The organism is Nonomuraea sp. NPDC050328, assembly GCF_044459405.1.
Taxonomy (GTDB): domain Bacteria; phylum Actinomycetota; class Actinomycetes; order Streptosporangiales; family Streptosporangiaceae; genus Nonomuraea.
The window spans coordinates 89855-113801 of the sequence record NZ_JBITIW010000005.1; the positions used below are offsets into that span (position 1 = coordinate 89855).

Genomic DNA, 23947 nt, shown 5'->3' on the forward strand with positions numbered 1-23947 from the left:
GTGAGTGTCCTGATCGATCCCCCCATCTGGCCCGGCCCGCGTGGCCTGATGTGGTCGCACCTGGTGAGCGACCTGTCCCTGGAGGAGCTGCACGCCTTCGCCCGCGAGCTCGGCGTGCCGCCGCGGGCCTTCGATCGCGACCACTACGACGTGCCCTCCACCGTGCACGCGCGGGCGGTCTCGCTCGGCGCGGAGCCGGTCAGCTCGCAGGAGCTGCTGCGCCGTCTGGTGGCCTCGGGCCTGCGCCGGCGCAAGCCTCGCCGAGCCGGGTGAGCTCGGCGGTCATGTTCGCCCGCGCGGCCCGTTCCCACCGCTCGTGGCCGGTCTCGGTGCGATACAGCCGCGGTACGGCCAGCAGCCGGCGCAGCACGGCGGCCCGGCCCTGGCGGAAGGCCTCGTCGGGCACGTGCGCGTACTCCTGGCGGATGGCGCTGGCGTAGGCGTCGTAGGCGGGGCTCGCCAGGATCGCCAGGTCCGCGTCGCACAGCGCCTCGCCGTTGCGATCGCCCGGCCGGACCTGGTCGTGGGCGGCGGTGAGCCGGACCAGCCGCGCGACCTCCGCCACGCTCTCCGGGCCGAGCCCACAGCGCGGCAGCAGGGCCTGGGCCAGTTGCGCGCTGCGTTCCTCGTCCCAGCCGGGCCGGCCCTCGTAGACCGCGTCGTGGAACCAGGCGGCCAGCCGTACCTCGCGGGTGGCGCCCAGCTCGTCGAGGGCCTCCAGGACGGCCCGCAGGTGGGCGCGGTCGTGGTAGCGGCGGTGCGGCTCGGCCCACCGGGCCAGCAGCTCGGCCTCCACGGCGCGCGCGGCCGGGGTGTCGGCGGTCAGCTCGCTCCACATGCCCGCGAGCCTAGCCCGGTCACGCTGACAGCAGCACGCCGAAGAACAGCGCCGCCAGCGCGGTCAGGCCGCTCACCGCGCCCATCGCCGCGACCGCGCCCTTGGTTTTGGCCCTGGTGTGCAGGAACGCGGCCACTCCGGAGACGATCACGATGCCCAGCTTCACGTTCAGGGTCAGCTTGTAGGACGGGTCGTCGTTGTCGTCGGCCAGCATGTTCCACACGCCGGTCGCCAGCAGCACGGCGAACGCCGGCCAGGCCACCCGGTTGAAGGCGTTCGCCGCCACCTTGGTCACCCCGTCCGCGGTCCGCCGCAGCGCGGGGACCAGGAACGCGAGGGTGAACTGCCCGCCCACCCAGATGGTGGCGGCCAGGACGTGCAGGAAGACACGAACCGTGTCGAGGGATACGGAAAGCACGAAACCAACGTAGTGGTCGGTCCCCTCGGCCTCGCGAGGAGGCCCTCGGGATCATCCCGGCATGCGAAAAACGCCTCCCAGGATGATCCCGGAAGGCGTTTCACGTGGTAGCGGGGACAGGATTTGAACCTGCGACCTCTGGGTTATGAGCCCAGCGAGCTACCGAACTGCTCCACCCCGCGTCGTTGTGTCTAAAGACTATCAGGCTTTCCGGGGTCCTCACGCCGTTCCGCGCTGAGTCCGCTCATCCGGGCCGCGGAGGTGGGACAGATCGACGATCTCCTCCAGCTCGTGGAGCTGGTAGTAGCCGGGGAAGCCCACGGCCAGCCCGCGCCGGGTGACGCGGTACCAGATCTCGCCGGGGTTGGCCCGGGGCTCGCGCATGCGGGCGAACAGCAGGTGCGGGGAGCCCGGCTCGAGCTGGATGGGTTCGACGTGCAGGCCGTCTGGGCCTTCGAGGTACGGCGCCACGAAGCACGACATACCCGGCATCGATGATCGCTACTGCCGGTGGAGCGAGAAGGTCGTGCATCCGTCGGATTCGACGGTGCCGTCCAGGCGGTCCGGGCGCTCGGGGGCGAGCCTGGCCAGGAGGCCGACCATCAGGTAGTCGCCGGGGCGGTCGATCCAGCGGTCGCCGCGCAGGCGCAGCACGCCGTCCTCGACGGTGCCGCGCATGGCGAAGGAGCCGGTCGGCACGCCCGGGTTGCTGGGGTCGGCGCCGAAGGCAAAGGTGGCCTTCAGGGCGTCGGGGGTGCCGGTGATGGTGAGGGTGAGGGCGGTGACGCCCTGCGTGCAGGTGTACTCGCCGGTCCAGGTGCCGGCCAGGGTGGCGGGCTCGGGCGGGGCCGAGGTCTGCTGGGTGGGTCCGGCCTGGAGGGGCTGGACCTCGGGGGTGCGGGTGCCGGAGGTGAGCATGATCGCGGCGACCACGCCCAGGATCAGGAGGAGACCCGCGCCCGCGCCGACCATCGCCCACAGCCCGCCTCGGCCTCTCGGGTGCTGGTCGGCGGGGGTCCAGGCTCCGTGGGGGGCCGGCGGGTTTCCCGCGAACGCCGTCATCATGGGCGGGCCGGCCGTCAAGGTCGGGCCTGCGGGGGCTCCGGCCGGCGGGGTGAGGCCGGGCGGGGGCGGGGTGGACGGGCCGGTGGGGCCGAGGACGGCCATGAGGGCCTGGTGGGCCGTGGGACGGGCCTCGGGGCGCTTGTCCAGGCAGTGCTCCAGCAGCCCGCGCAGGTGGGGCGGCAGGCCGCTGAGGTCGGGCGTCGTGTGCAGCACCCGGTTGAGCACCGCGGGCACGCTGTCGCTGCCGAACGCGGGCCGCCCGGTGGCCGCGTAGACCAGGGTCAGCGCCCACGAGAACAGGTCCGAGGCGGGTCCCACCGGCAGCCCGGCGGCCTGCTCCGGCGACATGTACGCGGGCGTCCCGAGCACCCCGCTGATCGTGGTCGCGGTCGAGTCGAGCGCCTTGGCGATGCCGAAGTCGATCACCCTCGGCCCGTCCGGGCCGAGCAGCACGTTGGCGGGCTTGAAGTCGCGGTGCACGATCCCCGCCCGATGGATCGCGGCCAGCGCCGCCGCGGTGCCGATCGCCAACCGGTGCAGTCCGCCCGCGTCCCGTGGTCCCTCGCGGCTGATCAGCGCCTCCAGGGACTCGCCCGGGACGTACTGGCTGATCACGTACGGCTGGCCGCCCGCGAGCCCGACGGCCAGGACGCGGGCGGTGGAGAACTCCTCCACCTGGCGGGCCGTCTCGACCTCGCGCAGGAAGTTGCGCTGCGCGGTCGCGTCGCTCGCCAGGTGGGCGTACAGCAGCTTCACCGCCACGCGCTCGCCGGTCGGCGAGACGCCCAGGTAGACCGCGCCCTGGCCGCCCCTGCCCAGGACCCCGGCCAGCTCGTAGCCGCCCAGGCGGGCCGGATCCGACCCGCCCAAGGGTTGCAGCCCGTTCATGTCGACCCCCGTGTCGGTCGATGATGCTCGTGGTGACCATATCGACAAATCTCGGCCCAACGGCTGGCTTGCCGGGGCTTATCGGGCGCGGTGGCCCAGCCGTACCTCGGTGATCCGCACGCCCAGCTTCGGGGCGCCCGTGCCGTCCGCGCCCTCCGCCCGCACGCCCCCGCGGGCCACGCGGTCGAGCAGCGTCAGGCCGCGGGTGACCGTACCGACCGGGGTGTACTCCGGAGGCAGGTCCACGTCACCGTAGAGGAAGAAGAACTGGGCGCTGGTGGTGTTCGGGTCGGCGCGCTTGGCCATGGCGAGCACGCCGCGGCGGTACTCGGCGCCGTCGAGGTTCTCCTCGCGCCAGGCGAAGCCCGGGGTGCCGATGCCGTCCTCGGTGGAGACGCCGTCGGCCTTGGCGAACGGGTCGCCGCACTGCAGGATCGGGAACTCCCGGCCGCCCAGCCGGTGGCAGCGGGAGCCGACGTAGTACCGCTTCCTGGCCAGGTGGGCGAGGGCGTTGACCGCACAGGGGGCCTTGGCGGTGTTCAGCCTCACCTCGATCGCGCCGCGGTTGGTGGCGAAGGTGAGGGTGGCCGGGAGCTTCCTCGGGTCGAAGGTGGCCGGGGGGAGGCCGGTCTCCTTGACCTTGCCGGTGGTGTCCCTGGTGTAGGCGCAGTCGTCGGGCGTGGACCGGGCCGGGGTGGGGGTGGCGCGCTGGCGCTCCGGCTGGGCGACGGGCTGGGGCTTGGCTTCGCTCTGGCGGGTGATCAGCAGGGTGGTCACCGCGATCAGGGCGATCGTGGTCAGGGCGGCGGCTATGGCCATGGCTATGCCGATGCCGCGGCCTCGCGGGGTGACGGGCGGGACCGAGGCCGAGAACAACACCCCCTGGTCACCACCGGCTCCCACCATGGAAGCCTGAACCCTGGGATCACCACCGGCTCCTACCCGCTGACCCTGCGGCCCCGGGTCGCCGCCGACCCCTGCCCCGGGAGCATCCACCGCTGAGCCGCTCACTCCTCCCCGTGGAACCTGCGCCGCCGGGGAGGTCCCGGGTCCTGCGGGCGCGTTCCCCGCTGCTCGCCCGGATGCCGCGGCTTCGCCGTACGGGAGGGGGCGAGGGTACGGCGGGGCGGCTTCGCCGTACGACATGAGCGGCGCGGAGGTGAGGGCGGCGGCGAGAGTGGCGGCGGTGGGGCGGTCGCCGGGGTCGGGGGCCAGGCACGGAACCAAGAGCGGCCGGAGCTCGTCCGGAACACCCGCCAGCTCGGGCCCCGCGGCGATCGCGGGACGCCCGGTGGCGGCGTACACGACGGTGGCCGCCCAGGCGTAGACGTCGCCCGGCGGCGCGGCCGGAGACCCGTGGAGGCGCTCGGGCGACAGGTAGCCGGGCACCGAGCGCGTGGCTCCGGGCGCGCCGGGCTCCAGCAGGATCGGCCCGTCGGCCGTCAGCAGGACGTTGCCGGGGTTGACCGCCCCGTGCGCCACTCCCCCGGAGTGGAGTCCGGCCAGGGCCGAGGCGATCGCCCCGGCCACCCGCCACAGCTCCCCGTCGCCCAGCGGACCGGCCTCGACCCGGTCGCGCAACGAAACCGGGCTCACCATCGAGCCTCGCTCGTCCTGTGGGCGTGCTGCAGTAACAGATTCACGAAAAGCAAGGTAGAGCCGCGCGGCGGCCGGGCGGAAGGGGCAGGCTAGGCGGGGCCGCCGGTGCGGTGGTAGTCGAGGGCGAAGTCGTGCGTCCAGGTCTCGCCGTCCTTGGAGAACTCCCAGGCGCCGGTGATCGTCTGCCCGTCGGCGGCGAGGGTGCCGATGTAGCGCTGGTGGAACTCCGGCGCGGCCCGCCACACGCGCCAGGTGGTGTCGTCGAGGGTCATGCGGTAGACGCGGAAGACGTCGCGGGCGTCGGAGTAGAGGTAGGCGAACTCGCCGCTGGCGTCGTCCACGCCGATCAGGCAGAGGGCGGGCAGGGGCGAGTTCTCGCGCCACTCCGCCGGGGCGTCCGGCGGCAGGTCGCCCTCCTGACGCAGGGCCAGGTAGGCGCCGCCTTCCGTCCACTCGACGCGGGCGCGGGCGGAGCTGAGGGTCTGGCCGTCGACGGTCCGGACGCGCAGGTCCCAGGTCCCTACCAGGCACTCCAGCTTGGCGAGGTGTGGGCTTCTTGCCATGGCGTGTTCCTCTCTGCGGTGGTGGCTCACCTGTTGAGACTCGCCGGGCGGGCGAAAGTCATCTCTGCCCGGGTTTGTCCGCTCAGAAAGCTGTCGGCAAGCGGGTGGTTCGACACTGCGTGTTCTGACCCTCTCTTGGAGTGATCATGCGTACTGCTTCGATGCTTGCCCCGCTCGCCGCCCCCGTCCTGCTGTCCGGGTGCGCCGCCGGCGACACCAGCCCGTCGGCCGCCGCCGATGAGCTCAGCCCGTCGACCGCCGCCGATGAGCTCAGCCCGTCGACCACCACCGGTGAGCTCAGCCCGTCGACCACCACCGGTGAGCTCAGCCCGCCGGCCACCGCCGGTGAGATCGGCCCGTCGGCCACCGCCACCAGCACCTCCTCCCCCACCGCGACGCCCAGCCCGACACTCAGCCCGACACCGGCCGCCCTGGCCACTCCCCCGGTGCCGTTGTGCGAGCACCGCCGGGTCATGGCCCTCCTCACCGCCCTCGGCAAGGCCACCCAGCGCAAGGTCTTCGACCCCGGCCCAGCCGTGACCGCCTGGGCCAGCACCCTCCGAGCCGCCCAGAAACTCCCGGCCGAACCCGCCACCGGCGCCGCGGCCCGCCGAACCCTCCGGGCGATCGCCGCCTACCAGGCCATCCCCTCTGGAACCGTCGCCGCCCGCAACCGGGCCCGCGCCATCGCCCAGGCGGCCCTCACCCTCGCCGACGCCTGCCGGACGAGCTACGGCATCGTCGTGCCGCCCCTCGCCAAGGCCCCCAAGCCCAGGCCGGTCGCCCCCGTCCAGTCCAACGACCGGCGCTACAGCACCTGCGCGGAGGCCAACGCCCACGGCCTGGGCCCCTACCGGCGCGGCCTCGACCCGGAGTACGCCTGGTACCAGGACCGCGACGGCGACGGCCGCGTCTGCGAACCCGGCTGACCCCTCCCGAAGATGAACACCCCGACCCCTCCGGAACATCACCCCCACCCCAGGTCGACCCCGGCAAACCCCCTCCGAACCGCCCGCGCACCCGGTTGATTTCTCCCTACATCCACGTGACCAGCTAACAAACAGTGGATTAGAGACCTTTTGTCGCAATCACTCACTCCATCAAGATCCATGACAGGCGGAAGCAAGATCCGCCCCAGATGCGAGGAGTAATGATGAACAAGGTGTTCAAGACTGCTCTTGTCGGCGCTGCGGTGGCCGTGACCAGCTTCGGACTGGCGCAGCCGGCCCTGGCCAACTCGTTCTCCAAGAACGTCGGTGACGGCACCATCTCCTACACCGACAGCAGCGACAGCTTCTGCGTCCAGGCTTACAACAGCGAGGGCGCCCGTTGGGTCGAGGTGACGCTGACCCCCGTCAACGGCGGCGGCCCCACCCGGACCGTCCGTGACAACAACAACTACTACGGCCACTCCGGCAGCACCTGCACCAGCCTTGCCACCGCCTACGAGGACACGTACTACCGCGCCTCGGTTCGTACCTACTGGGGCGAGAACGGCAGCACGGTCTCCCGCGGCAACACCTACTTCTACAGCTGACCCCCGCAGCTTCCAGCTCCCCGTACGGCAGACGGGGAGCTGACCGCCACAGCTCCCCGCTCCCCGCTTGCCGTACGGCAGGCGGGGAGTTCTGTTCGTGACCCGGCGTCCACCGAAGTCGGGCAGAACCCCAGGCCCCTGGGCTACGATCCCGCCCATGACTGACGGCTTACCGACTGCTGAGGGCGAGACGCCGCGAGACGGGCGGCTCGCCAGACGGGCGGCCATCGCCGGCACCCTCTCCCGGTCGGCCCGATGACCACCCTGTCCTCGATCCTGCGCTGGGTGCTGGCGGCCGTCGGCTGTGTGGCGTTCGCCCTCGGTTTCGCCACCCTCGCGCTGCTCTCCCCCTGGGGCTGGAACCACCGCGGAGTCTGCGAGACCAACTTCGAGAGCGTCGAGGCCGCCCTGGCACCCTTCGACCTCCTGCGCGCCGCCCCGCCCGGAGCCATCCCGCTCGGCTCCCCCGGCCGCTCCTGCGACGACCACCACGCCGCCGTCAGCCGCACCTACCTTCCGCCCAACGGTTCACGGGCGGGTGTCGAGGCCTTCTACCAGTGCCTCGCCGCCCGCCACGGCTGGCAGCCGCACCCCCACGACCCCGAGTGCATGGTCAAGGAGGTCGACGGCACCGAGGTCGAGTTCGACGTCTGGTTCGACCCCGAGTCGACGGAGAACACCTACACGGTGACCGCCTCCACCTGGCCCTGCTGACCTCAGCCCTGGGAGTTGCCGCCGCGCCGGGCAGATCATCTTCCGGTTCTTGCTCCAACCAGCAGTTCTAGAGAACGGCCCATAATGCTCTCCGGCCGCTCACCCTGCGGGGACTGCGCTCCACCGGTTAAGCGGAAAGTCCATCGTCCAGTTGTACTGGCGCAGCGCCGGGTAGCCGAGCAGCACGTCCATCCGCATGGGGTCCTGGGGCAGTGGCGCGGCCGCGACGGTGTGAGCCGCGAGGGTGATCCCGCCGACCGTGGCCGCGGCCATGCGGTACATCGGCGTCTCCTGGGACGCGCCGGTCGAGTCGGTGCCGACGGTCGTGCCTGCCGGCGTGAACAGCGATCCGTTCCGGGCGAGGAAGTCGGTGCTCACCACAGTCACGGCGGCGCCCGTGTCCCAGCACGCCTGCCCGGTCACGCCCGGGAATGCGAGATCGAGGTAGGGATGCCCGCGCGGGCTGCGACGCAACGGCCAATGCGTCGGCAAGGACCCTCCGGGAGCGAACCCGACCTCGGAGCGAGCAAAGTCGACCACCAAGGTCGTGTCACCCAGAAAGTCCATGCCCACGAGGTTGCACCGGTTCGCGCCGGCGGAGCGTGCAACGGTGAGGTCGCTCTTCTCGATCGGACCGATCGAGAACCTTCGCAGCACCACCAGATCGTCCGCACAGGCGCCGAAAACGCCGCTGGCGTGTTTGCTGCCGACCGTCTCAAGAGTCGAGGTGAATGCGTCGGCCACCACTTCCGTCTGCGCCGCGCCGGTGTCCAGGAGCAGCCGGTAGGGGCGGCCGTCGATGGCCCCGTCCACGAAGAGGCTCACGAACTCGGGATCGTCCGGGTCGGGCTCCAGAAGTAACGGCACCGAGATCATGAACTCACCGTAGTTCACGAGTCATGCCGCAGAAGCTCCCGAAGCGTCAGCCAGCAGGGCGCACCCTTTGCCACGCACCAGACCAGAAAGGCCACCTCCCGCGAAGGGAAGTGGCCTCTGACATGGTGGGCGATACTGGGATCGAACCAGTGACCTCTTCGGTGTGAAGCAGATCCGCCGATCATGCGATCAGGCGTTTTGCCTGCTCAAACCCATGCCTATGTGCGCTGCCGTGCATGACCGAACCCTGCAGAGCAGCCCGGATGTCACTCAGTTTGTCACTCGCTCCCGCGATGGGACTCGAACCAGGTTCTCGGGGTGTCGATCAGTTCGCGCGGGTTCAAGTCCAAGGTAAGGCGGTCAGCGACGTTCAGCCCCGTCCGAGCTCGTCCACCACCGGTGGCTCCCTCCCTGGCCCCCTTTCGGGGGGACAGCCAATCGCGGGAGGACGCGCTAGTCGCTAGGGCATGATCACGATGAAGCTGCGTCTCGCTTCACAACGTACATGGCGACCAGCGCTGTGACGTGGCTCATGATCTGAGTAATTTCTGCCCCCTTAAGTCCGATCACCGCCAGAGCGAATGCAAGAACAGAGAGCACGGCAGCGACCAGGATCACATGGCCATGCGGAGCTACGCTTCCCATCAGCGGGCCTCCTTGAGGTTAGAGGGAATGACAAAACGCTCACATCCGAGACTTCTCGCTTGCAGGCATTGACTCTCAGACAAAGCGCCACATCTCCAAACCCTAGCGTCGATAGACATCGCATGCCGAAAGTTAATACAGAGACCTAATCACAAATAGGGTCACCCCTTTTGCTCCACCTTCGCGACCATGAATGGCAATGAGCTGCATCAATCGTCAATTTCCCCCTCAAGTCCCAGTTTACCTCGTACCACATAATTGCAATTATGTGGTACGAGATTGAATATAACAAAATAATAACAACTTCCTGCACGTCGGATTGCGCTGCTATTGACAGGTTTATCCAACACATTCCGACTTGGCTGCCCGTCTGCCGTCGTCCCACCCCAGGGGATAGCGGGTCAGTCGCGGGGCTACCCGGCCGCGCGCACCGGTGCCACGACCGTGATGGAGCGAAGGTGGCCCCGCGGCTGGTCTGCTAGGGCTTGCCCTGGGACGATGGCAGGCGGGCAGGCTTCCACCTCAGCCACCCCACCACCCGCACGCCGCGATCTTGGCTGACCGGAGCCGGAGCGCCCCCGCCGGAGGCACGCGGTAAGCCCGGCCCTGTGACCGGCTCAGCTTGCGCTTAGCGACCTCGACCCAGTGAGCAGAACACCGCGCTCCCACAGCGGCCCTGTCCTCGTCCGCGCCAGCCGACCGGCGTTCATGCGGGCCGGTGCGGGAGCTCAAGTGGACGCAGCCGGCCCGCGCCGAGTCGGCGGCGCGTGCGGCCCGGTCAGGGCCGCTTTAAGTTTGAGAAGAAAGTTCTCACAGCGGCGTCGGCCAGCGCCGATGCCTTGGTGTAAATGCTTTCAGCGGAGTGAGCGCAGCAGCTCGCGGAATTCCGTTGTCTCAGCCTCGTCTGGGAAGCGCTGTTCAAGGACGGCGTCCAGTTCTCCCGCCACCATGAGAAGCGACGGAAGTGATTTCCGGCCGTCCACCATGGCTTCTCGTCCTAGGATTATGGCTTCTTCGAGATTACCGCTACGTGCTGCTGCTACTCCAAGCGTGAGTTTGGCTTCTGCCATGCGCATCGGCGCTCGGACACTTCCGTCGGGGGCGACTGCGTTCGCGATGACCTCGTTCGCATGCATGACAGCGAGTGAATCCTCACCCGCCAGGCGGTAGGCATCCATGGCGTAGAAGTCCCACTTTGCCGGATCCACGATGAAGTGGTTGTCCGTGCGCTCAGGGACGGGGAAGCCGTCAAGCACTGCGCGACCGCGTTCAAGAGTCTCGCGAAGCTTGCGAGAGTCCCCCACACGTGCCAGAGCCTTTGCCTCTTGTGCGATGAGCTGGACCACCACGGAGTGGTCACGACTCACGTCCTGGGCGGCGCAGGATGGTGCGATGACGTCGCGGTAGCGGCCCTGCGTCAGGGCGAACCAGGCGGACATCTCGTGGGACCAGCCGATGATCTCTGTGTTGCCCGCTTCCTCACCGAGCTTGTGTGCAGCCGCGCGGGTCACTTCTGCTGCCGTCCTCAGCCCCATGTCGTACTCAAGGCATCCCACGAGTAGCGCCAGCCATCCCGTCGCGGTGAGCAACTCGCTGTGTGCCTGGAGGCCGACGGGGCGACGCAGCATGTTGGCGACTCGGCGTAGCCAATCGTGTGCCTCGTCCCTCAGGTCTGCGGCATCCCTGTAGGCGTATTCACAGCCAAGCTCGAAGACCGTGGAGTGGAGTGCTTCCAGCGTGACGTGATCCGTGTCGGATTTCTGAATTCGGCTGATCAGTTCAGCGGTTTGCCACGGGCGATGGTCTTTGCTGGCTGCGATGTCCGAGTGTGCGGCAGCGATGAGTTCTCCTCGCGCGTTGAGCGCGATATCGCATGCGCGTGCAACTTCTTCGGACGGAGCTTTCTTGCCGGTCTCAAGGCGAGAAAGGTAACCCTTGTCGTAGTTCACCATTGCGGCGAAGCGCGACAAAGACAGCTCACGCTCAAGTCGGAGTTGCCTGAGCTTTACGCCGAAGATCGCCATAGCGCCACCCTACGTGCAGCTTTGCTGTTGCCTCAATTGTCCTCAGGGGGTAGGCAACAGTGGGCATCGGACAACCTCTTCAAGTGTATGTTCGATTTCCGTTCCATGGAGCTCGCAAGGGAGTTCGCACCGCAGGGGTGCGGCCCTCGATTCGGAGGTGAGCTCTGTGAAGCTCTTCATCGACGTCACCGGCAAGTCGTTCATGGTGACGAAGGAAGCGGTCGAGAAGGCCGACCAGAACGGGCGTCAGAAGTCCGAGCGGGAGACCGGCCGACCGATGTGGGTCACGCAGGTCATGGCGCTGGACGAGACGGGCGGCGAGATGATCAACGTCACCACGGCTGGAGAAAAGCCTCTGGTGACCGTTGGTTCCCAGGTCGCCCTGTCCAAGCTGGAGGCTCTGCCTTGGGCGACCAACGGTCGCAACGGCGTGGCCTTCCGCGCGGTCGACATCAGGCCCGCCGGTCCTTCGGCCAGCAAGTAGACCCGTCTTCCTGACCCTTCACCGGCTAGCGAAGGGTTCGGAACGCAGGAACGAAGCACAACGCGAGATCACGTAGCGGACTACAAGTCCCCCTATCCCGTCTCGGGACCAAGCGTCATTCAGCCTGGTCCCGGTCTCGGGACCAGCGGTCGATCGGAGAATCAGCATGATCGTCGAAACCGACACCGCCACCACGCGCTACATGTACATCCTGACCGTCTCCAACGGTCGCCTCGGCAACGCCACCGCGAGCGGCACCGTCGATGTCCTGCCGGGAAGCAGCCGCGCTTCCGTGTTCGACGACATCGTCCAGCTCTTCAAGAGCGAACTGGGCTACACGAGCTTCGCGATCGTGTACTTCAGCCTCGAACGCGACGCCCTGTAGGCGTCCCCGCTCCCCTGGAAGTAACAAGCGGGACCGCCTCGCTACGAACGCGCGGTCCCGCCTCAACCCCCAACCCTCTCGATGAGGAGGAGAGTCATGTCCCAGGGTAGCTTCGGCACGCCCAGACACAAGGGCGGGCGTCACACCTCGGTCACGCTGATTCAGCACAACGTGGCCTACAGCTACCAGCGCACCGCGAAGATCACGTTCTACGTGGTGCTGGCCGTCGTCAGCGTCTTCGCCGCGGTGCTGTCCACCTACTACTTCCCGCCGCTCGCGGCTGTCCCGATCGGGCTGGCGGCCGGAACCGTCGTCGGCGGTCTGATGGCCGCCTTCATCGTCGTCTGGCCCGTCCTTCGCGCCATCTGGTGGTGGCTGCCGGAGATCTCCCTCATGCTGCTGCTCGTCGGCGGCTGGGTGTACCTGGAGGAGCGCACCAACCCCATCATCACGGGGCTGACCTACGCCAGCGTCCTCATCGGCTGCGGCGTCCTGCCCGCCGTACGACGCACTGCGATAGCACTGCTGTGGTGCCTGATCGTCCGGCACCGGCTGCGGACCTGCTTCGCCTCGTTCCTGACCACCGACCGGCATGGCCGCCTGCCGTTCATCGGCCTGGCCAAGCCCGTCCCGGTCGGGGAACGCGTGTGGGTCTGGCTGCGTCCGGGCCTGTCGCCGGCACATGTCGAACGGCAGCTCGACCAGCTCGCCGTAGCCTGCTGGGCCGCCTCGGTCACCGTGACCAAGGCCCGCCCCTCGAACGCCGCGATCATCTGCCTGGAAGTCAAGCGGCGTGACCTTCTCGGCGGGCTTGTCGGCTCGCCTCTGGCTGACGACCTTCCTGCCGTCGTCGTCCCGGCTGTCACACAGCCGATCGCTCATGCCCCGGCTCAGCTCGATCTGGCTGACGTGCCGGACAACGACGCCAACGACTCGACCGAGCGTCAGGCCAGGAAGAACCCTCGCCCGGCCCCGGCCAGCCCGGTGCCGAACGATCCTGACCTCGACTGGGTTTGACGCGTCACCCGCTGCCGGGGACACGCTCCCCGGCAGCACCTCTCACCTGTCTGTGTAAGAGGTGATGCACCTATGTTCACGGCTCCTACCGATCTGCCGATGCCGGTCCCGGGAGCGCCGTCGATGTCCATGTTCGACCCGGTGTTCATCGGGATCACCGAATCCGGCCACCCGGCCTACCTCGATCTCGTCTACCACAACCTGCTCGACGCCGGTGAGCCCGGCGGCGGCAAGTCCGTCCTGATGCAGAACCTCGTCGGGCACGCCTTCCTGTGCCACGACTTCACCCCCGTCCTGCTCGACCCCAAGTGGGTGGAGCTGGGGATGTGGATGCAGGCCGCCGAAGCAGCGGGCGGCATCTTCGTCGGCCCGGACATCGACAAGGGCCTGCGCGTTCTCCGCCGCCTGCAGAAGGTGATGGATCGCCGCTACGCCTGGCTGGTCGCGCACGGCCGCCGCAAGTTCGTCCCCGGCGACGCGATCAACGTGATCGGCGTGTTCATCGACGAACTCGCCTACTACACCGCCACCACCGGCACCCCTGAGCAGCAGAAAGAGTTCATCGCTCTGGTGCGCGACCTGGTCGCCAGAGGCCGTGCCTGCGCCATGCCGGTCATCGCCGCCACGCAGCGTCCCAGCGTGGACATCATCCCCACGTCCTTGCGTGACCTGTTCGGTTACCGGGCCGCGTTCCGGTGCACCACGCCGAACAGCTCCGACATCATCCTCGGCCACGGCTGGGCCTCTGCCGGGTTCAACGCCCAGGCCATCAGCCCCCAAACGCCCGGCGTCTTCTACCTCATCGCCGAAGGCGGCACCCCGCACCTGGTCAAAGCCGCCTACCTGACCGACGAGCAGATCCACCGGCTCGCCCACTACGTCACCTGGATCCGCCGCCACGGCGACCAGGTTTCCGCGCCACTCGCCGCCTGAACGGAGAACCCGTCATGCCTCACGACCCTGACCCGGTCACGGCTCCGAACGAGGTGCCCTGGCCCGATCAACCGCCCGTCGAGCTGCTCGCGCTGTGCTGCCCCGGCTGCGGCAACAACGAGCTCGTCGAGACCGTCATCACCACCGACCTGGGCCACGAGAGCGCCCTGGAATGCACCTGCTGCGGGGAGGTGTGCCCGCTGTGATCATCAAGGTCTACCACGTCAACGGCACCCCCGACCTGACGCGCTGGATCGTCACCTGCGACAACGACTGCCCCAGCAGCACGCCTCTGCTGGAGGCGTCCTCGGCCGGATGGTTGCTCGCCCACCGCGACACCGACCTGTGCTACTGCCCGGCCTGCATCGAGATGATCGCCATGTGCCTCATCTCCTGGGCGCTCACCTGCCCCGGCTGTGGCTCACCGCATCTCCTGCTCGGCACCGACAGCCTCGGCACCGCCGAAGTCATCCTGTGCGGCGGAGTGTGCCGCTCCGCCTATCTCGCCCCTGACGGCTGGCACTGCGCCTGCTGCGGCGACCTCATCACCGAGCCCGACGGGCTCTAAGCGCGAGGGCCGGACCTCTCGGCAAAAGATCTCCGGCCCCCGCTTCAACCCCACTCCCCTGCGATCAGGCAAAGGAGCAGAACTGCCATGCACTCTATCCCCGCCGCTGCGGCGCGGAAAGCGCGTCTCGACCTGCCTAGCCGCCGGGACGCCTCATGAGCCGCCCGGTCGAGAATCCCGACTACGCCGCGTTCCTCAAGCGGATCATCCGCGCCTACAGCAAGCGCATCGCGGGCGGCGACATCGAGGCGCTTGCCGACCTCGCGGGCGTCGTCGCCGAACTCGACCACGCCATCGGCCAGGCCGTCACTCAGTTACGCACCCAGCACGGCTACTCCTGGGCCGACATCGCCCGGCCCCTCGGCATCACCCGACAAGCCGCGCACCAGCGCTGGGGCGGTGGCGACTCATGACCGTCTCCGGCACCGTCTACCTGCTGCATTTCGACCGGCCTTACCGGCACGCCCGCCACTACATCGGCTGGACCGCCGGCGACCTGGAGCGCCGTCTCCAGCAGCACCGCAGCGGCAAAGGCGCTCGCCTCCTGGAGGTCATCACCGCCGCAGGCATCAGCTTCGCCGTCGCCCGCATCTGGGACGGCGGACGCAACCTCGAACGCTCTCTCAAGCGGCGTGGCGGTGCGTCCCGCTGCTGTCCCCTGTGCGGGGTAACGCCACGCGTCACCGGCTGGCCCAGCACAGATCCAGCCCTAACACCCGACCCGATCATGTACGTCGCCGCCGTCTGCGGCTGCAACCGGATCGCCAGATACTCCGCTTTCCTGCTCACCAGCGCCCACATCACGTGCGCCCAGTGTCGTCAACGGCTCGTGCCCCTTATCTCCGAGGACCGGGGAGGGCGACATGACTAGCCGTGCCGAACGCACCGAATCCGCGGTGCAGCTCATGATTCTGCTCTTGGTCGGCCTGATGGCCGGAGCAGCCTCCTTCACCCACGTCCACGACTGGACCATGGCCAACAGCCCGCAAGGCACCGGTGAGTGGTTCGGCTGGGCCAACGCCGTCATCTCCGAACTCACCCCCACCGCCTCGGCCCTGGAGGTCCGACGCCGCAAGCGGCACGGTCACAGCACCGCCTACCCGATGACCGTGCTCATCGCCTCGGCTGTCCTGTCCATCGCGGCGCAGATCGCCGTCGCTCAACCTCACCCGACCGGCTGGCTGATCGCCGCCATCCCCGCCCTGGCCTTCCTGGCCCTGACCAAGCTGGTGCTCTCGCGCACTCCCACCGCCGAACCGGCGGCGGAAGCCGTACCGGAAATCCGCCCAGAACCTGCGGAAATCTCTCCGGCCGATGACGGCCAGGACGAACGCACCCATCAAGCGCCGGCCCCGGCGATGCCGGTTTTGAACCTGTCCATCCCGGCCTTGGAAGGACAGCGCTAGCCATGCACACCCAGCCCGCCACTTCGGCGCTGGCTCTCATCCCCGGAACCGCTTTTCCGGCTCCGGGCATGGGGGCGAACACCGAATCCAGCCAGCAGCTCCGCACCGCGCTCGACCGGGCCACACGCCCGGACTACCCCGCCTGGCTGCGGCACGTCGAGTCCGCCGCCGCCTGCACCCATCCGGTACGGCTACGCGGCATCCTCGCCACCCTCGACACCGCAACCGGCGAGATCCTCACCCACCGGCACACCTCGACGCTGCCGGACGGCGTCTTTTACAAGAGCTGCGGCAACCGCCGCCACACCGTCTGCCCGGCCTGCGCCACCGTCTACCAGCACGACGCCTACCACCTCGTCCGCGCGGGCCTGGTCGGCGGCAAGACCGTCCCCGACACCGTCCGCACCCACCCCGCCGTGTTCGCCACGCTCACCGCGCCGTCCTTCGGCCCGGTCCACACTCGCGACGTACGGCACTGCCGATGCCGCGACAAGAGCCAGTGCGCCTGCCGTCCCTCACCGTGCCACGCCCGGCGCGACGCTCCGGCCTGCCCGCACGGTACCACGCTCGCCTGCTGGAAGCGCCATACCCCAGGCGACGCCCGGCTCGGCCAGCCGCTCTGCCCGGACTGCTACGACCACGCCCACCATGTCGTCTGGAACCAGCACGCCGGAGAGTTGTGGCGCCGCACCAAGCAGCACGCCGAACGCCACCTCAACCAGCTCGCCCGCCGTCGCGGCCTGCCCCGAGTCCGGCTCTCCCACGGCAAGGCCGCCGAATACCAGGCACGCGGCGCGGTCCACTTCCACCTCCTGCTCCGCCTCGACGGCCACGATCCCGACGCCGTCACCCCACCCCCGGCGGGAATCACCACCGCCGACGTCATCGACGCTGTCGCCCAGGCCGCCACGACCATCGCCTTCACCACAGGTCCGCATCCCGGCCAGCCCGGCGGCTGGCAGATCGCATGGGGCAGCCAACACGACATCCGGCCCATCACGTTGTCGGCCTCCGGCGACGCCCTTGACGACCAAGCCGTTGCCGCCTACCTGGCCAAGTACTCCACCAAGGGCACCGAAGCCACCGGCCACACCTCCCGCCGGCTCACCTCGGAAAGCATCGGCCTGTACGCCGATCCGCACGGCACCCACCCCGAACGCCTCATCGCCGCCGCCTGGAGGCTGGGAGAAGCGTCGGGATGGAGCGGACTGCGCAGGTGGGCTCATATGCTCGGCTTCGGCGGGCACTTCCTCACCAAGGCCCGCCGCTACTCGGTCACCTTCGGCTCCATCCGCGAAGAACGAGCCGCCCACAAACGCGCACAAGCCCTGAACACGACCGGGCGAGGGGTAGAGGAACACCCCGGAACAGCGCCGTTTCACCGTCAAGCAAGCCTTGACACCAAAACCGAGGAAACGACCCTCGTCATAGGTTTCCTCACCTACGCCGGAACCGGCTGGCACACGACCGGTGACCAACTCCTCGCCAACACGGCAGCGGCCCAAGCCCGCGAACGCACCAGAGCAGGACGCGAAGACCTCGCCCATCAGGAATGGGAGCAGAGCTCGTCTCCACCGCTCGCTGCCTGACCAATCCTCAGAACGCGAACGGAGCACGCATGCCCACCGAACGAAAGGTCGTCCACTACCCCGGCCAAGCGCTCTACGACGTCAACGAAACCGGCGTCGTCCTGCGCCTGTCCCGCCGCTACCTCTACCAGGAGATCCGCGCCGGACGCCTGCGCACGGTCAAGGCGGGCCGCGCCCGCCGCGTCCCCGCCGACGCCATCGCCGAGTACGTCCGGCTCCTGGAGCACGAAGCAGGGGCCGCCTGATGCCCAAGCAACGTGCCCATGGTGACGGCGGCCTGTACTGGAGCGAATCCCGCCAACGCTGGATCGCCGAAGTCACGGTCGGCTACACCCCGACCGGACGGCGCATCACCCGCAAGGCCGCTGGCCGTACCAAGACGGAAGCCAAGTCCAAGCTCAAGGAGATGATCCGGGACTGCGACGACGGGCTCGCCGTCGCATCGGGCCACGAGACGGTCGCCTCGGCCGTGCGTGACTGGCTGGCGTTCGGACTCGCTGGCCGTTCCGTCTCCACGATCAACACCAAACGCGTACTCGCCGAGAAGCACATCATTCCGCACCTGGGAGCCCGGAAGCTGCGCAAGCTCACCGCCGACGAGGTCGATCGCTGGCTGGCTCTCATGGCGCAGACCGTCAGCACCCGCACCCTTCAGGAACTCCGCTCGATCCTGAAACGATCCCTCATCCGGGCTCAGGCCCGCGACAAGGTCAAACGGAACGTCGTCCTGCTCTGTGAGCTGCCCCAGGGCCAACCGGGGCGACCTTCCAAAGCTCTCACCCTCGATCAGGCCGCAGCGGTCCTGGAAGCCAACGAGAAGGCCAAACCGTGGCTGCGGGCCTACAACATCATCTCCCTGTTGGCGGGACTCAGGACCGAGGAGGTACGAGAACTGCCGTGGGACTACGTCCTGGCGTTCGATGAGCAGACCTCGTCCTGGGCCAGTGTGAAGGTGATCGGCTGGGACCATCAGCAGTTCGGGATCGCGGTCTGGAGATCCGACCGAGTCGGCGGCGACACGAAGACGGAGAAGTCGCGCAGAACCCTCCAACTGCCCCTGCGATGCGCCCTCGCCCTCCGAGACGTCTGGAACCACCAGGCCGTCGTCCGAGAACGGGCCGGAGACGCGTGGCAAGACCATGGGCTGGTCTTCACCACAAGAACGGGCGGGAAGCTCAGTGCCGCCAACGTCCGGCGAGAGTTCCGGCGCGTGATCGCCCGAGCCGGCCTCGTGGCCAAGGACTGGACACCCCGCGAGATGCGCCACAGCTTCGTCTCGCTGCTGTCGGCCGAGGGCGTGCCCATCGAACAGATCGCCCGGCTGGTCGGCCACGCGGGAGGCTCAGCGGTGACGGAAAAGATCTACCGGCAACAGATCAGGCCGGTCATCCAGGAGGGCGCGACGGCGATGGATCGCATCTTCCCGCCCGCCTAGCCCTGCATGTCACGCACTTTGTCACTCAGGACACCAAAAAGGCCACCTCCCGCGAAGGGAGGTGGCCTCTGACATGGTGGGCGATACTGGGATCGAACCAGTGACCTCTTCGGTGTGAACGAAGCGCTCTCCCGCTGAGCTAATCGCCCGGGATCTGCCGGTCCCGCGTGGGTCCGACGTGGAAAACCATACCGCACTCCGGCCGCACCCGCGAAACGGACGCGGTTTCGTGGTCAATGTGGCGCTTGGCCTCCAGCATGGCAGCGAGTCGCATAGCATCGTGCTGTCCCGGTAGGCACCTAACGTGATCTTTCGCCCGGAAGATGCGGAAGGGTCCGTCGGGGCCAGCTCTGCAAGACGCAAAACCCTTGCAAACATGGCCCGCTTGCGGATGTTTCGCCAGGTAGATGGCTAAATGTCCTGCTGTGATGTGCGTTACAGAAGGCCCTGGAAGCGGAATCTTTCCTACAGGTTTCTTCGTTCCGCGTCATAGCTCAGGGCGAAGTCCGTCAGAGCAGTGAAAGCCCCGTTGGGGGACCGTACGACGAAAAGGTTTGGCTGACGATGAACAGCACCACCGTCTCCGCCGAGCTTGGCCTTCGGCTTGTGGTCCCCGACCGGACGACCGTCCCCCTGCTCGCCGGGCTGAGCTACACAGCCGACGACCCGTACGCCATTCGCATGGCCTTCCACGTGGGGAACGACGAACCGGTCGAGTGGATCTTCGCCAGGGAACTGCTCACGGTGGGGATCGTGCGCCGCGTCGGGGACGGCGACGTGCAGGTGTGGCCCGCACGCGCCGACGGCGAGCGCACCCTGCACATCAGTTTGACCTCCCCGTTCGGCCAGGCGCTCTTCGAGGTGCCGCTGGCGCCGCTGACGGAGTTCCTGCACCGCACCTACGAGCTGGTCCCGGCGGGGCGGGAGACCGACTTCATGGACCTGGACGCCGAGCTGACCAACATGCTCTGGCCGTCCTGACCGGCTGAGACGCACCACGGCGAGGCTCCCATCGGGGAGGCTCGCCGTCGTCATGTCAGGGCTCGCATGCGCGCGACCTCGATGCCCTGGTCGGTGTAGACGTCGCGGGCTATCATGAGCATCCGGTGGTCGTTGCCCGCGGCCAGTTCCTCCTCGGCCATCTTCATGGCCCCCTCGTGATGCTTGATCATGAGCTCGACGAACAACCGGTCGAACTCCCGCCCCCGCGCCGCCCGCAACGCGGCGAGCTGCTCCTCGGACGCCATGCCGTACGCCTGGCCGGAGGTGTGCCCGTGCGCGCCGGGGGCGCGCCCGAGGGCGGCCAGCCACTCGGTGAGCAGGCGGATCTCGGGCTCCTGGGTGAGCGCGATGCGCTCGGCCAGGGCCCGCACCGGTTTCGATCCGGTACGGCCGGCAGCCAGCCCCGCCATGTCGAGGGCCTGCCGGTGATGCGGGATCATCCCCTCGGCGAAGCGCACGTCCGCGGCGACCGGCTCGCGGCTGCTGGCGAGCCGTTCGCCAGGGGTGGCGGTACGGCCGGGCGACCCCGGAGCCCCCGGGACGATCACCGGCGGGCCGGTGCCGACGACGCCGGTGGGCTCTTCGGCACACCCGGTGCAGCCAACTGTCAGCAGAACTGTGACAATTACCCAACCGGTCTGGAACCTTCCTGCCATAGCTTCCATAGTGCTGCACTCACGTCGAAGGGGAGCTCAGGTGATCTTCACCAAGGTGTCCGCCGCGGTCTGCGCGGCGCTGCTCGTGCTGAGCGCCTGCGCTCCGGGCGAGTCCGATCCGCCCACGGCCGAGCCGCAGGCCCAGTCGCAGTCGGCGGGGACGAGCGCCCCGGCGGCCAAGGAGATCACCACCAGCCCGAACGTGAAGCTGGTGGCCAACCTGCCGCGGCCCGCGCCGCTCAACGGGCCGCTGGCCTGGAACTCCGACCTGGCCTTCCAGGGCGACTACGCCTACGTGGGCAACTTCGACGGCTTCAGCGTGGTCGACATCGCCGATCCGGCCAAGCCGAAGGTGGTCAGCACGGTCTCGTGCCCCGGCCAGCAGAACGACGTGTCGGTCTACGGGAACCTGCTGATCCTGTCGGTGGACGAGACCCGCACCGACGAGACCTGCACCTCCAAGCACGGCGACGCGTGGGAGGGGCTGCGGCTGTTCGACATCACGGACAAGAAGCAGCCGAAGTACATCTCCTCGGTCGCCACCAAGTGCGGTTCGCACACCCACACGATGGTCCCGGGCAAGGACGGCCAGACGCTGTACGTCTACGTCTCCTCCCCCGGCCCGGCCCCGTCGGTGAAGACCTGCCCGCCGCCGCACCGGATGATCCAGGTGGTGGCGATCCCGCTGCAGGACCCGCGCTCGGCCAAGGTCTCCAGCAGCGAGGACATCTTCCCCGACGGCCAGGAGAGCGGCGGCTTCACCGGCTGCCACGACGTCACCGCCTTCCCGGAGAAGGATCTCGCCGCGGCCGCCTGCTTCGGCGACGGGGTGCTGCTGGACATCGCCGACCCGGCCAAGCCCAAGGTGCTGCAGCAGATCCGCGACACCGAGAACTTCGACCTGTGGCACTCGGCGACCTTCAACAACGACGGCACCAAGGTCGTCTTCGGCGACGAGCTCGGCGGCGGCGGGATGGCCACCTGCGACTCCAGGACGCCGGCCACCAAGGGCGCCAACGCGATCTACGACGTGGTGAACGGCAAGCTGGAGCGGCGCGGCTACTTCAAGATGCCGCGCGAGCAGACGGCACGGGAGAACTGCGTGGCGCACAACGGCTCGCTGATCCCGGTCAAGGGCAAGGACATCATGGTCCAGGGGTGGTACCAGGGCGGCGTCTCGATCTGGGACTTCACCGACTCGGCCGCGCCGCGCGAGATCGGCTTCTTCGACCGCGGGCCGAGCACCGCCGGGACGCCGATCGCGGGCTCCTGGTCGGCGTACTACTACAACGGCTACATCTACTCCAGCGACATCCTGGAGGGCCTGGACGTCATCCAGATCGACGACCCGCTGACCGACCCGGCCAAGCAGGTCAAGATGGACGACTTCAACGTCCAGACGCAGAAGACGTACTGAGCACGCGGTTGAGCCGCGGCCCCGGGACTCCCGGGGCCGCGCAGGCTCGTCACGGGTCGAGGTCGCCGGCGGCGCGCTCGGCGAAGACCTCCATGGCCTTCTTGGTGACCGGTCCGGGGGCGACCGGCAGCAGCGTCTGGTCGACCATCCGGATCGGCTGCACGTCGCGCGTGGTCGAGGTGAGGAAGGCCTCCTCGGCCTCGTAGAGCGCCTGGAGCGGCACGTCGGTCTCCTCGGCGCCGAACCACTCCAGGACCAGCGCGCGCGTCACGCCGGCCAGGCAGCCCGACTCGAGGGTGGGGGTGACCAGCCGCCCACCGTGCACGAGGAAGATGTTCGAGCCGGTGCCCTCGCACAGGTTGCCCGCGAGGTTGCCGAAGATGGCCTCGCCGCCGCCACGGGCCTTGGCGTAGGCCAGGGCCTTGGCGTTGTCCCCGTAGGAGGTCGACTTCACGCCGGACAGCGCGCCACGCTCGTTGCGCGGCCAGGGCACGACGGTGACGTCGGCGGTGGCCGGGAAGGGCGGCTGCTCGTCGACGATGACCACGCTGGTGGCGCCGATCTTGCCGCGGTCGGAGCCGAGCGGGCCGGGGCCGCTGGTGTAGGTGATGCGGATGCGGCCGAGCGTCCAGGCCGGGGCGGAGTCGAGGAGCTGGCCGACGCCGTCGGCGATCGCCTCCAGGTCGGGGGCGGGCAGGTCCATGCGCTGGGCCGACAGGGCGAGCCGGTCGAGGTGCCGGGTGAGGGCGAACGAGCGGCCGTTGACGATCTTGATCGTCTCGAAGACGCCGTCGCCGACCATCAGGCCGTGGTCCCAGACCGAGACCTTGGCCTGTTCCGGGTCGAGGAGTGCCCCGTTGACCCAGACGGGAGTTGTCATGCCGAACCTCCTGAAGAAGAAGCGAGTGCGATGAGTCGCGAGGCTTTCAGCTCGGTCTCGCGCCATTCGCGACGGGGGTCGCTGCCCCAGGTGATGCCCGCTCCGGTGCCGAAGCGGATCTCGTCGCCGGACGTCCAGAACGTCCTGATGCCCACGGCCAGCGCCGCCGCCTGCCGGTCGGCGTCGACCCAGCCCACTGCCCCACAGTAGGGCCCGCGCGGCTCGGGTTCGAGCGCATTGATGATGCGCAGAGCCGAAGATTTGGGCGCCCCGGTCACCGAGCCCGGGGGGAAGGTCGCCGCGAACAGCTCCGGCCAGCCGTACTGCGGGGCCAGCCGGGCGCGGACCGTGGAGACCAGGTGCACCGAGCCGGGGTAGTCCTCGACCGCGCACAGCTCGGGAACCTCGACCGACCCGACCTCGGCGACGATGCCGAGGTCGTTGCGGACCAGGTCGACGATCATCACGTTCTCCGCGTAGTCCTTGTCGAGCAGGTCGGCGGCGGTGACGCCGGTGCCCTTGATCGGCCTGGACTCCACGACCGCGCCCGCGCGCGACAGGTACAGCTCGGGCGAGGCGGACACGACGGCGAGCCCGGGGAGCACGATCGTCGCGGCGTAGGCGGCGGGGTTGCCCTCCGCCAGGCGGTGCGCGAGGGCGAGCGGGTCGGCGCCGCGGCGCAGCGGGGCGCTGAGCACGCGGCACAGGTTGGCCTGGTAGACCTCGCCCTGCTCGATGAAGGCGCGGATCCGCTCGACGCCGGCCTCGTAGGCGGCCTGGTCGAGAGAGCTGCGCCACTCCTCCGGCCTTGGACCGTGCCAAGGCGTCGTGGCAGGCGGCAGCGGCGCCCGCCGTACCTCCTCGAAGCGGGCGCAGGTGACCTTGCCCTCGTAGTCGACGACCACCGCCCACCAGCCCGCGGAGTCGAGCGCCGACAGGTCGGTGGTCACGTCGCGCAGGCCGGTGGCGAGCAGGCCGCCCACGTGGGCGAGACTGTCGTGCACGTGC

General features: G+C 68.9%; 30 protein-coding genes and 2 tRNA genes. 18 read left to right on the forward strand and 14 right to left on the reverse strand.

The window, feature by feature from the left end:
* Positions 1–273, forward strand: a complete 273-nt coding sequence (locus ACIBG7_RS20050; protein ID WP_357936533.1) for a DUF4031 domain-containing protein — start codon at positions 1–3, stop codon at positions 271–273.
* Here the strand turns inward: ACIBG7_RS20050 and ACIBG7_RS20055 are convergent.
* From ACIBG7_RS20055 to ACIBG7_RS20085, 7 genes are all read right to left on the reverse strand, one after another.
* Entirely contained in the window at positions 200–838 is a 639-nt protein-coding gene (locus tag ACIBG7_RS20055) for a metal-dependent phosphohydrolase (protein WP_397337181.1), read from the reverse strand. The genes ACIBG7_RS20050 and ACIBG7_RS20055 overlap by 74 nt on opposite strands.
* 19 nt (positions 839–857) lie before the next feature.
* Positions 858–1256, reverse strand: coding sequence for a hypothetical protein (locus tag ACIBG7_RS20060; RefSeq protein ID WP_397337182.1), 399 nt, complete (start codon positions 1254–1256; stop codon positions 858–860).
* 105 nt (positions 1257–1361) lie between these two features.
* Positions 1362–1438, reverse strand: a tRNA-Met gene (locus ACIBG7_RS20065).
* A 37-nt stretch (positions 1439–1475) separates the two neighbouring features.
* On the reverse strand, positions 1476–1739 hold the full coding sequence (locus ACIBG7_RS20070; RefSeq protein WP_397337183.1) for a hypothetical protein: 264 nt from the start codon (positions 1737–1739) through the stop codon (positions 1476–1478).
* Between the two features lie 18 nt (positions 1740–1757).
* Entirely contained in the window at positions 1758–3209 is a 1452-nt protein-coding gene (locus ACIBG7_RS20075) for a serine/threonine-protein kinase (protein WP_397337184.1), read from the reverse strand.
* A gap of 78 nt (positions 3210–3287) precedes the next feature.
* The gene (locus ACIBG7_RS20080) at positions 3288–4808 is read right to left on the reverse strand and encodes a peptidylprolyl isomerase (protein ID WP_397337185.1); all 1521 of its coding nucleotides are present in this window, start codon (positions 4806–4808) and stop codon (positions 3288–3290) included.
* Positions 4809–4897: 89 nt separating this feature from the next.
* Positions 4898–5371, reverse strand: a complete 474-nt coding sequence (locus ACIBG7_RS20085; RefSeq protein ID WP_397337186.1) for a hypothetical protein — start codon at positions 5369–5371, stop codon at positions 4898–4900.
* Between the two features lie 146 nt (positions 5372–5517).
* Between ACIBG7_RS20085 and ACIBG7_RS20090 the strand changes: the two genes are divergently transcribed.
* The 3 genes from ACIBG7_RS20090 (at position 5518) to ACIBG7_RS20100 (ending at position 7622) form a co-directional block, all read left to right on the forward strand.
* A complete protein-coding gene (locus tag ACIBG7_RS20090; protein WP_397337187.1) occupies positions 5518–6300 on the forward strand; it encodes an excalibur calcium-binding domain-containing protein in 783 nt (260 codons plus the stop codon).
* Positions 6301–6524: 224 nt separating this feature from the next.
* Positions 6525–6908, forward strand: a complete 384-nt coding sequence (locus ACIBG7_RS20095) for a hypothetical protein (RefSeq protein WP_397337188.1) — start codon at positions 6525–6527, stop codon at positions 6906–6908.
* Between the two features lie 255 nt (positions 6909–7163).
* A complete protein-coding gene (locus ACIBG7_RS20100; protein WP_397337189.1) occupies positions 7164–7622 on the forward strand; it encodes a hypothetical protein in 459 nt (152 codons plus the stop codon).
* A 99-nt stretch (positions 7623–7721) separates the two neighbouring features.
* Here ACIBG7_RS20100 and ACIBG7_RS20105 read toward each other — a convergent pair whose 3' ends face one another.
* From ACIBG7_RS20105 to ACIBG7_RS20115, 3 genes are all read right to left on the reverse strand, one after another.
* The gene (locus tag ACIBG7_RS20105) at positions 7722–8498 is read right to left on the reverse strand and encodes an aspartyl protease family protein (protein ID WP_397337190.1); all 777 of its coding nucleotides are present in this window, start codon (positions 8496–8498) and stop codon (positions 7722–7724) included.
* A 471-nt stretch (positions 8499–8969) separates the two neighbouring features.
* Positions 8970–9143, reverse strand: coding sequence for a hypothetical protein (locus tag ACIBG7_RS20110; RefSeq protein WP_397337191.1), 174 nt, complete (start codon positions 9141–9143; stop codon positions 8970–8972).
* An 854-nt stretch (positions 9144–9997) separates the two neighbouring features.
* On the reverse strand, positions 9998–11167 hold the full coding sequence (locus tag ACIBG7_RS20115) for a helix-turn-helix domain-containing protein (protein ID WP_397337192.1): 1170 nt from the start codon (positions 11165–11167) through the stop codon (positions 9998–10000).
* A gap of 166 nt (positions 11168–11333) precedes the next feature.
* Here ACIBG7_RS20115 and ACIBG7_RS20120 point away from each other — a divergent pair, with 166 nt between their 5' ends.
* The 12 genes from ACIBG7_RS20120 to xerC all read left to right on the forward strand — a co-directional run bounded on the left by ACIBG7_RS20120 (position 11334) and on the right by xerC (position 18984).
* Positions 11334–11651: a hypothetical protein gene (locus tag ACIBG7_RS20120; RefSeq protein WP_397337193.1), complete on the forward strand. Its 318-nt coding sequence runs from the start codon at positions 11334–11336 to the stop codon at positions 11649–11651.
* A gap of 166 nt (positions 11652–11817) precedes the next feature.
* Positions 11818–12036, forward strand: a complete 219-nt coding sequence (locus tag ACIBG7_RS20125; protein WP_397337194.1) for a hypothetical protein — start codon at positions 11818–11820, stop codon at positions 12034–12036.
* Between the two features lie 96 nt (positions 12037–12132).
* Positions 12133–13053 carry a hypothetical protein gene (locus tag ACIBG7_RS20130; RefSeq protein WP_397337195.1) on the forward strand — a complete coding sequence of 307 codons (921 nt, stop codon included), beginning with the start codon at positions 12133–12135 and terminating at the stop codon, positions 13051–13053.
* A 72-nt stretch (positions 13054–13125) separates the two neighbouring features.
* Positions 13126–13986, forward strand: a complete 861-nt coding sequence (locus ACIBG7_RS20135; protein ID WP_397337196.1) for an FtsK/SpoIIIE domain-containing protein — start codon at positions 13126–13128, stop codon at positions 13984–13986.
* A 14-nt stretch (positions 13987–14000) separates the two neighbouring features.
* Positions 14001–14192, forward strand: a complete 192-nt coding sequence (locus ACIBG7_RS20140; protein ID WP_397337197.1) for a hypothetical protein — start codon at positions 14001–14003, stop codon at positions 14190–14192.
* Positions 14189–14554 (forward strand): hypothetical protein, encoded by a 366-nt coding sequence (locus tag ACIBG7_RS20145; RefSeq protein WP_397337198.1) that lies wholly within the window; start codon positions 14189–14191, stop codon positions 14552–14554. The genes ACIBG7_RS20140 and ACIBG7_RS20145 overlap by 4 nt, the downstream gene beginning before the upstream one ends.
* A 155-nt stretch (positions 14555–14709) precedes the next feature.
* Positions 14710–14967, forward strand: coding sequence for a hypothetical protein (locus tag ACIBG7_RS20150; RefSeq protein WP_397337199.1), 258 nt, complete (start codon positions 14710–14712; stop codon positions 14965–14967).
* Positions 14964–15425 carry a hypothetical protein gene (locus tag ACIBG7_RS20155; RefSeq protein WP_397337200.1) on the forward strand — a complete coding sequence of 154 codons (462 nt, stop codon included), beginning with the start codon at positions 14964–14966 and terminating at the stop codon, positions 15423–15425. Before ACIBG7_RS20150 ends, ACIBG7_RS20155 begins: the two co-directional genes overlap by 4 nt.
* Positions 15418–15960, forward strand: a complete 543-nt coding sequence (locus ACIBG7_RS20160) for a DUF2637 domain-containing protein (protein ID WP_397337202.1) — start codon at positions 15418–15420, stop codon at positions 15958–15960. Before ACIBG7_RS20155 ends, ACIBG7_RS20160 begins: the two co-directional genes overlap by 8 nt.
* Before the next feature lie 68 nt (positions 15961–16028).
* Positions 16029–17549 carry a replication initiator gene (locus ACIBG7_RS20165; RefSeq protein ID WP_397337203.1) on the forward strand — a complete coding sequence of 507 codons (1521 nt, stop codon included), beginning with the start codon at positions 16029–16031 and terminating at the stop codon, positions 17547–17549.
* A gap of 29 nt (positions 17550–17578) precedes the next feature.
* Entirely contained in the window at positions 17579–17794 is a 216-nt protein-coding gene (locus tag ACIBG7_RS20170) for a helix-turn-helix domain-containing protein (protein WP_397337204.1), read from the forward strand.
* On the forward strand, positions 17794–18984 hold the full coding sequence (gene xerC, locus ACIBG7_RS20175) for a tyrosine recombinase XerC (protein ID WP_397337205.1): 1191 nt from the start codon (positions 17794–17796) through the stop codon (positions 18982–18984). Before ACIBG7_RS20170 ends, xerC begins: the two co-directional genes overlap by 1 nt.
* Before the next feature lie 74 nt (positions 18985–19058).
* Here xerC and ACIBG7_RS20180 read toward each other — a convergent pair.
* Positions 19059–19133, reverse strand: a tRNA-Val gene (locus ACIBG7_RS20180).
* A 415-nt stretch (positions 19134–19548) separates the two neighbouring features.
* On the opposite strand from ACIBG7_RS20180, the gene ACIBG7_RS20185 reads away from it, so the two are divergent.
* Positions 19549–19965 (forward strand): SsgA family sporulation/cell division regulator, encoded by a 417-nt coding sequence (locus tag ACIBG7_RS20185; protein ID WP_181613788.1) that lies wholly within the window; start codon positions 19549–19551, stop codon positions 19963–19965.
* A gap of 50 nt (positions 19966–20015) precedes the next feature.
* Here the strand turns inward: ACIBG7_RS20185 and ACIBG7_RS20190 are convergent, their stop codons facing one another.
* Positions 20016–20642, reverse strand: a complete 627-nt coding sequence (locus ACIBG7_RS20190) for a DUF305 domain-containing protein (RefSeq protein WP_397337206.1) — start codon at positions 20640–20642, stop codon at positions 20016–20018.
* A gap of 40 nt (positions 20643–20682) precedes the next feature.
* On the opposite strand from ACIBG7_RS20190, the gene ACIBG7_RS20195 reads away from it, so the two are divergent.
* The gene (locus tag ACIBG7_RS20195; RefSeq protein WP_357928012.1) at positions 20683–22059 is read left to right on the forward strand and encodes a beta-propeller domain-containing protein; all 1377 of its coding nucleotides are present in this window, start codon (positions 20683–20685) and stop codon (positions 22057–22059) included.
* A gap of 49 nt (positions 22060–22108) precedes the next feature.
* Here the strand turns inward: ACIBG7_RS20195 and ACIBG7_RS20200 are convergent, their stop codons facing one another.
* Both ACIBG7_RS20200 and ACIBG7_RS20205 read right to left on the reverse strand, forming a co-directional pair.
* On the reverse strand, positions 22109–22939 hold the full coding sequence (locus ACIBG7_RS20200; protein WP_357928014.1) for an aminotransferase class IV: 831 nt from the start codon (positions 22937–22939) through the stop codon (positions 22109–22111).
* Positions 22936–23943, reverse strand: a complete 1008-nt coding sequence (locus ACIBG7_RS20205) for a chorismate-binding protein (RefSeq protein ID WP_357928016.1) — start codon at positions 23941–23943, stop codon at positions 22936–22938. The genes ACIBG7_RS20200 and ACIBG7_RS20205 overlap by 4 nt, the downstream gene beginning before the upstream one ends.
* Positions 23944–23947 lie beyond the last annotated feature (4 nt).

Bases quoted from the DNA above. Each gene is read 5' to 3' on its own strand.
- ACIBG7_RS20055 (WP_397337181.1), bottom strand. From the start codon at position 838: ATGTGGAGCGAGCTGACCGCCGACACCCCGGCCGCGCGCGCCGTGGAG.
- ACIBG7_RS20070 (WP_397337183.1), bottom strand. From the start codon at position 1,739: ATGTCGTGCTTCGTGGCGCCGTACCTCGAAGGCCCAGACGGCCTGCAC.
- ACIBG7_RS20075 (WP_397337184.1), bottom strand. From the start codon at position 3,209: ATGAACGGGCTGCAACCCTTGGGCGGGTCGGATCCGGCCCGCCTGGGC.
- ACIBG7_RS20080 (WP_397337185.1), bottom strand. From the start codon at position 4,808: ATGGTGAGCCCGGTTTCGTTGCGCGACCGGGTCGAGGCCGGTCCGCTG.
- ACIBG7_RS20085 (WP_397337186.1), bottom strand. From the start codon at position 5,371: ATGGCAAGAAGCCCACACCTCGCCAAGCTGGAGTGCCTGGTAGGGACC.
- ACIBG7_RS20090 (WP_397337187.1), top strand. From the start codon at position 5,518: ATGCGTACTGCTTCGATGCTTGCCCCGCTCGCCGCCCCCGTCCTGCTG.
- ACIBG7_RS20095 (WP_397337188.1), top strand. From the start codon at position 6,525: ATGAACAAGGTGTTCAAGACTGCTCTTGTCGGCGCTGCGGTGGCCGTG.
- ACIBG7_RS20100 (WP_397337189.1), top strand. From the start codon at position 7,164: ATGACCACCCTGTCCTCGATCCTGCGCTGGGTGCTGGCGGCCGTCGGC.
- ACIBG7_RS20105 (WP_397337190.1), bottom strand. From the start codon at position 8,498: ATGATCTCGGTGCCGTTACTTCTGGAGCCCGACCCGGACGATCCCGAG.
- ACIBG7_RS20110 (WP_397337191.1), bottom strand. From the start codon at position 9,143: ATGGGAAGCGTAGCTCCGCATGGCCATGTGATCCTGGTCGCTGCCGTG.
- ACIBG7_RS20115 (WP_397337192.1), bottom strand. From the start codon at position 11,167: ATGGCGATCTTCGGCGTAAAGCTCAGGCAACTCCGACTTGAGCGTGAG.
- ACIBG7_RS20125 (WP_397337194.1), top strand. From the start codon at position 11,818: ATGATCGTCGAAACCGACACCGCCACCACGCGCTACATGTACATCCTG.
- ACIBG7_RS20130 (WP_397337195.1), top strand. From the start codon at position 12,133: ATGTCCCAGGGTAGCTTCGGCACGCCCAGACACAAGGGCGGGCGTCAC.
- ACIBG7_RS20135 (WP_397337196.1), top strand. From the start codon at position 13,126: ATGTTCACGGCTCCTACCGATCTGCCGATGCCGGTCCCGGGAGCGCCG.
- ACIBG7_RS20140 (WP_397337197.1), top strand. From the start codon at position 14,001: ATGCCTCACGACCCTGACCCGGTCACGGCTCCGAACGAGGTGCCCTGG.
- ACIBG7_RS20150 (WP_397337199.1), top strand. From the start codon at position 14,710: ATGAGCCGCCCGGTCGAGAATCCCGACTACGCCGCGTTCCTCAAGCGG.
- ACIBG7_RS20155 (WP_397337200.1), top strand. From the start codon at position 14,964: ATGACCGTCTCCGGCACCGTCTACCTGCTGCATTTCGACCGGCCTTAC.
- ACIBG7_RS20160 (WP_397337202.1), top strand. From the start codon at position 15,418: ATGACTAGCCGTGCCGAACGCACCGAATCCGCGGTGCAGCTCATGATT.
- ACIBG7_RS20165 (WP_397337203.1), top strand. From the start codon at position 16,029: ATGGGGGCGAACACCGAATCCAGCCAGCAGCTCCGCACCGCGCTCGAC.
- ACIBG7_RS20170 (WP_397337204.1), top strand. From the start codon at position 17,579: ATGCCCACCGAACGAAAGGTCGTCCACTACCCCGGCCAAGCGCTCTAC.
- xerC (WP_397337205.1), top strand. From the start codon at position 17,794: ATGCCCAAGCAACGTGCCCATGGTGACGGCGGCCTGTACTGGAGCGAA.
- ACIBG7_RS20185 (WP_181613788.1), top strand. From the start codon at position 19,549: ATGAACAGCACCACCGTCTCCGCCGAGCTTGGCCTTCGGCTTGTGGTC.
- ACIBG7_RS20190 (WP_397337206.1), bottom strand. From the start codon at position 20,642: ATGGCAGGAAGGTTCCAGACCGGTTGGGTAATTGTCACAGTTCTGCTG.
- ACIBG7_RS20200 (WP_357928014.1), bottom strand. From the start codon at position 22,939: ATGACAACTCCCGTCTGGGTCAACGGGGCACTCCTCGACCCGGAACAG.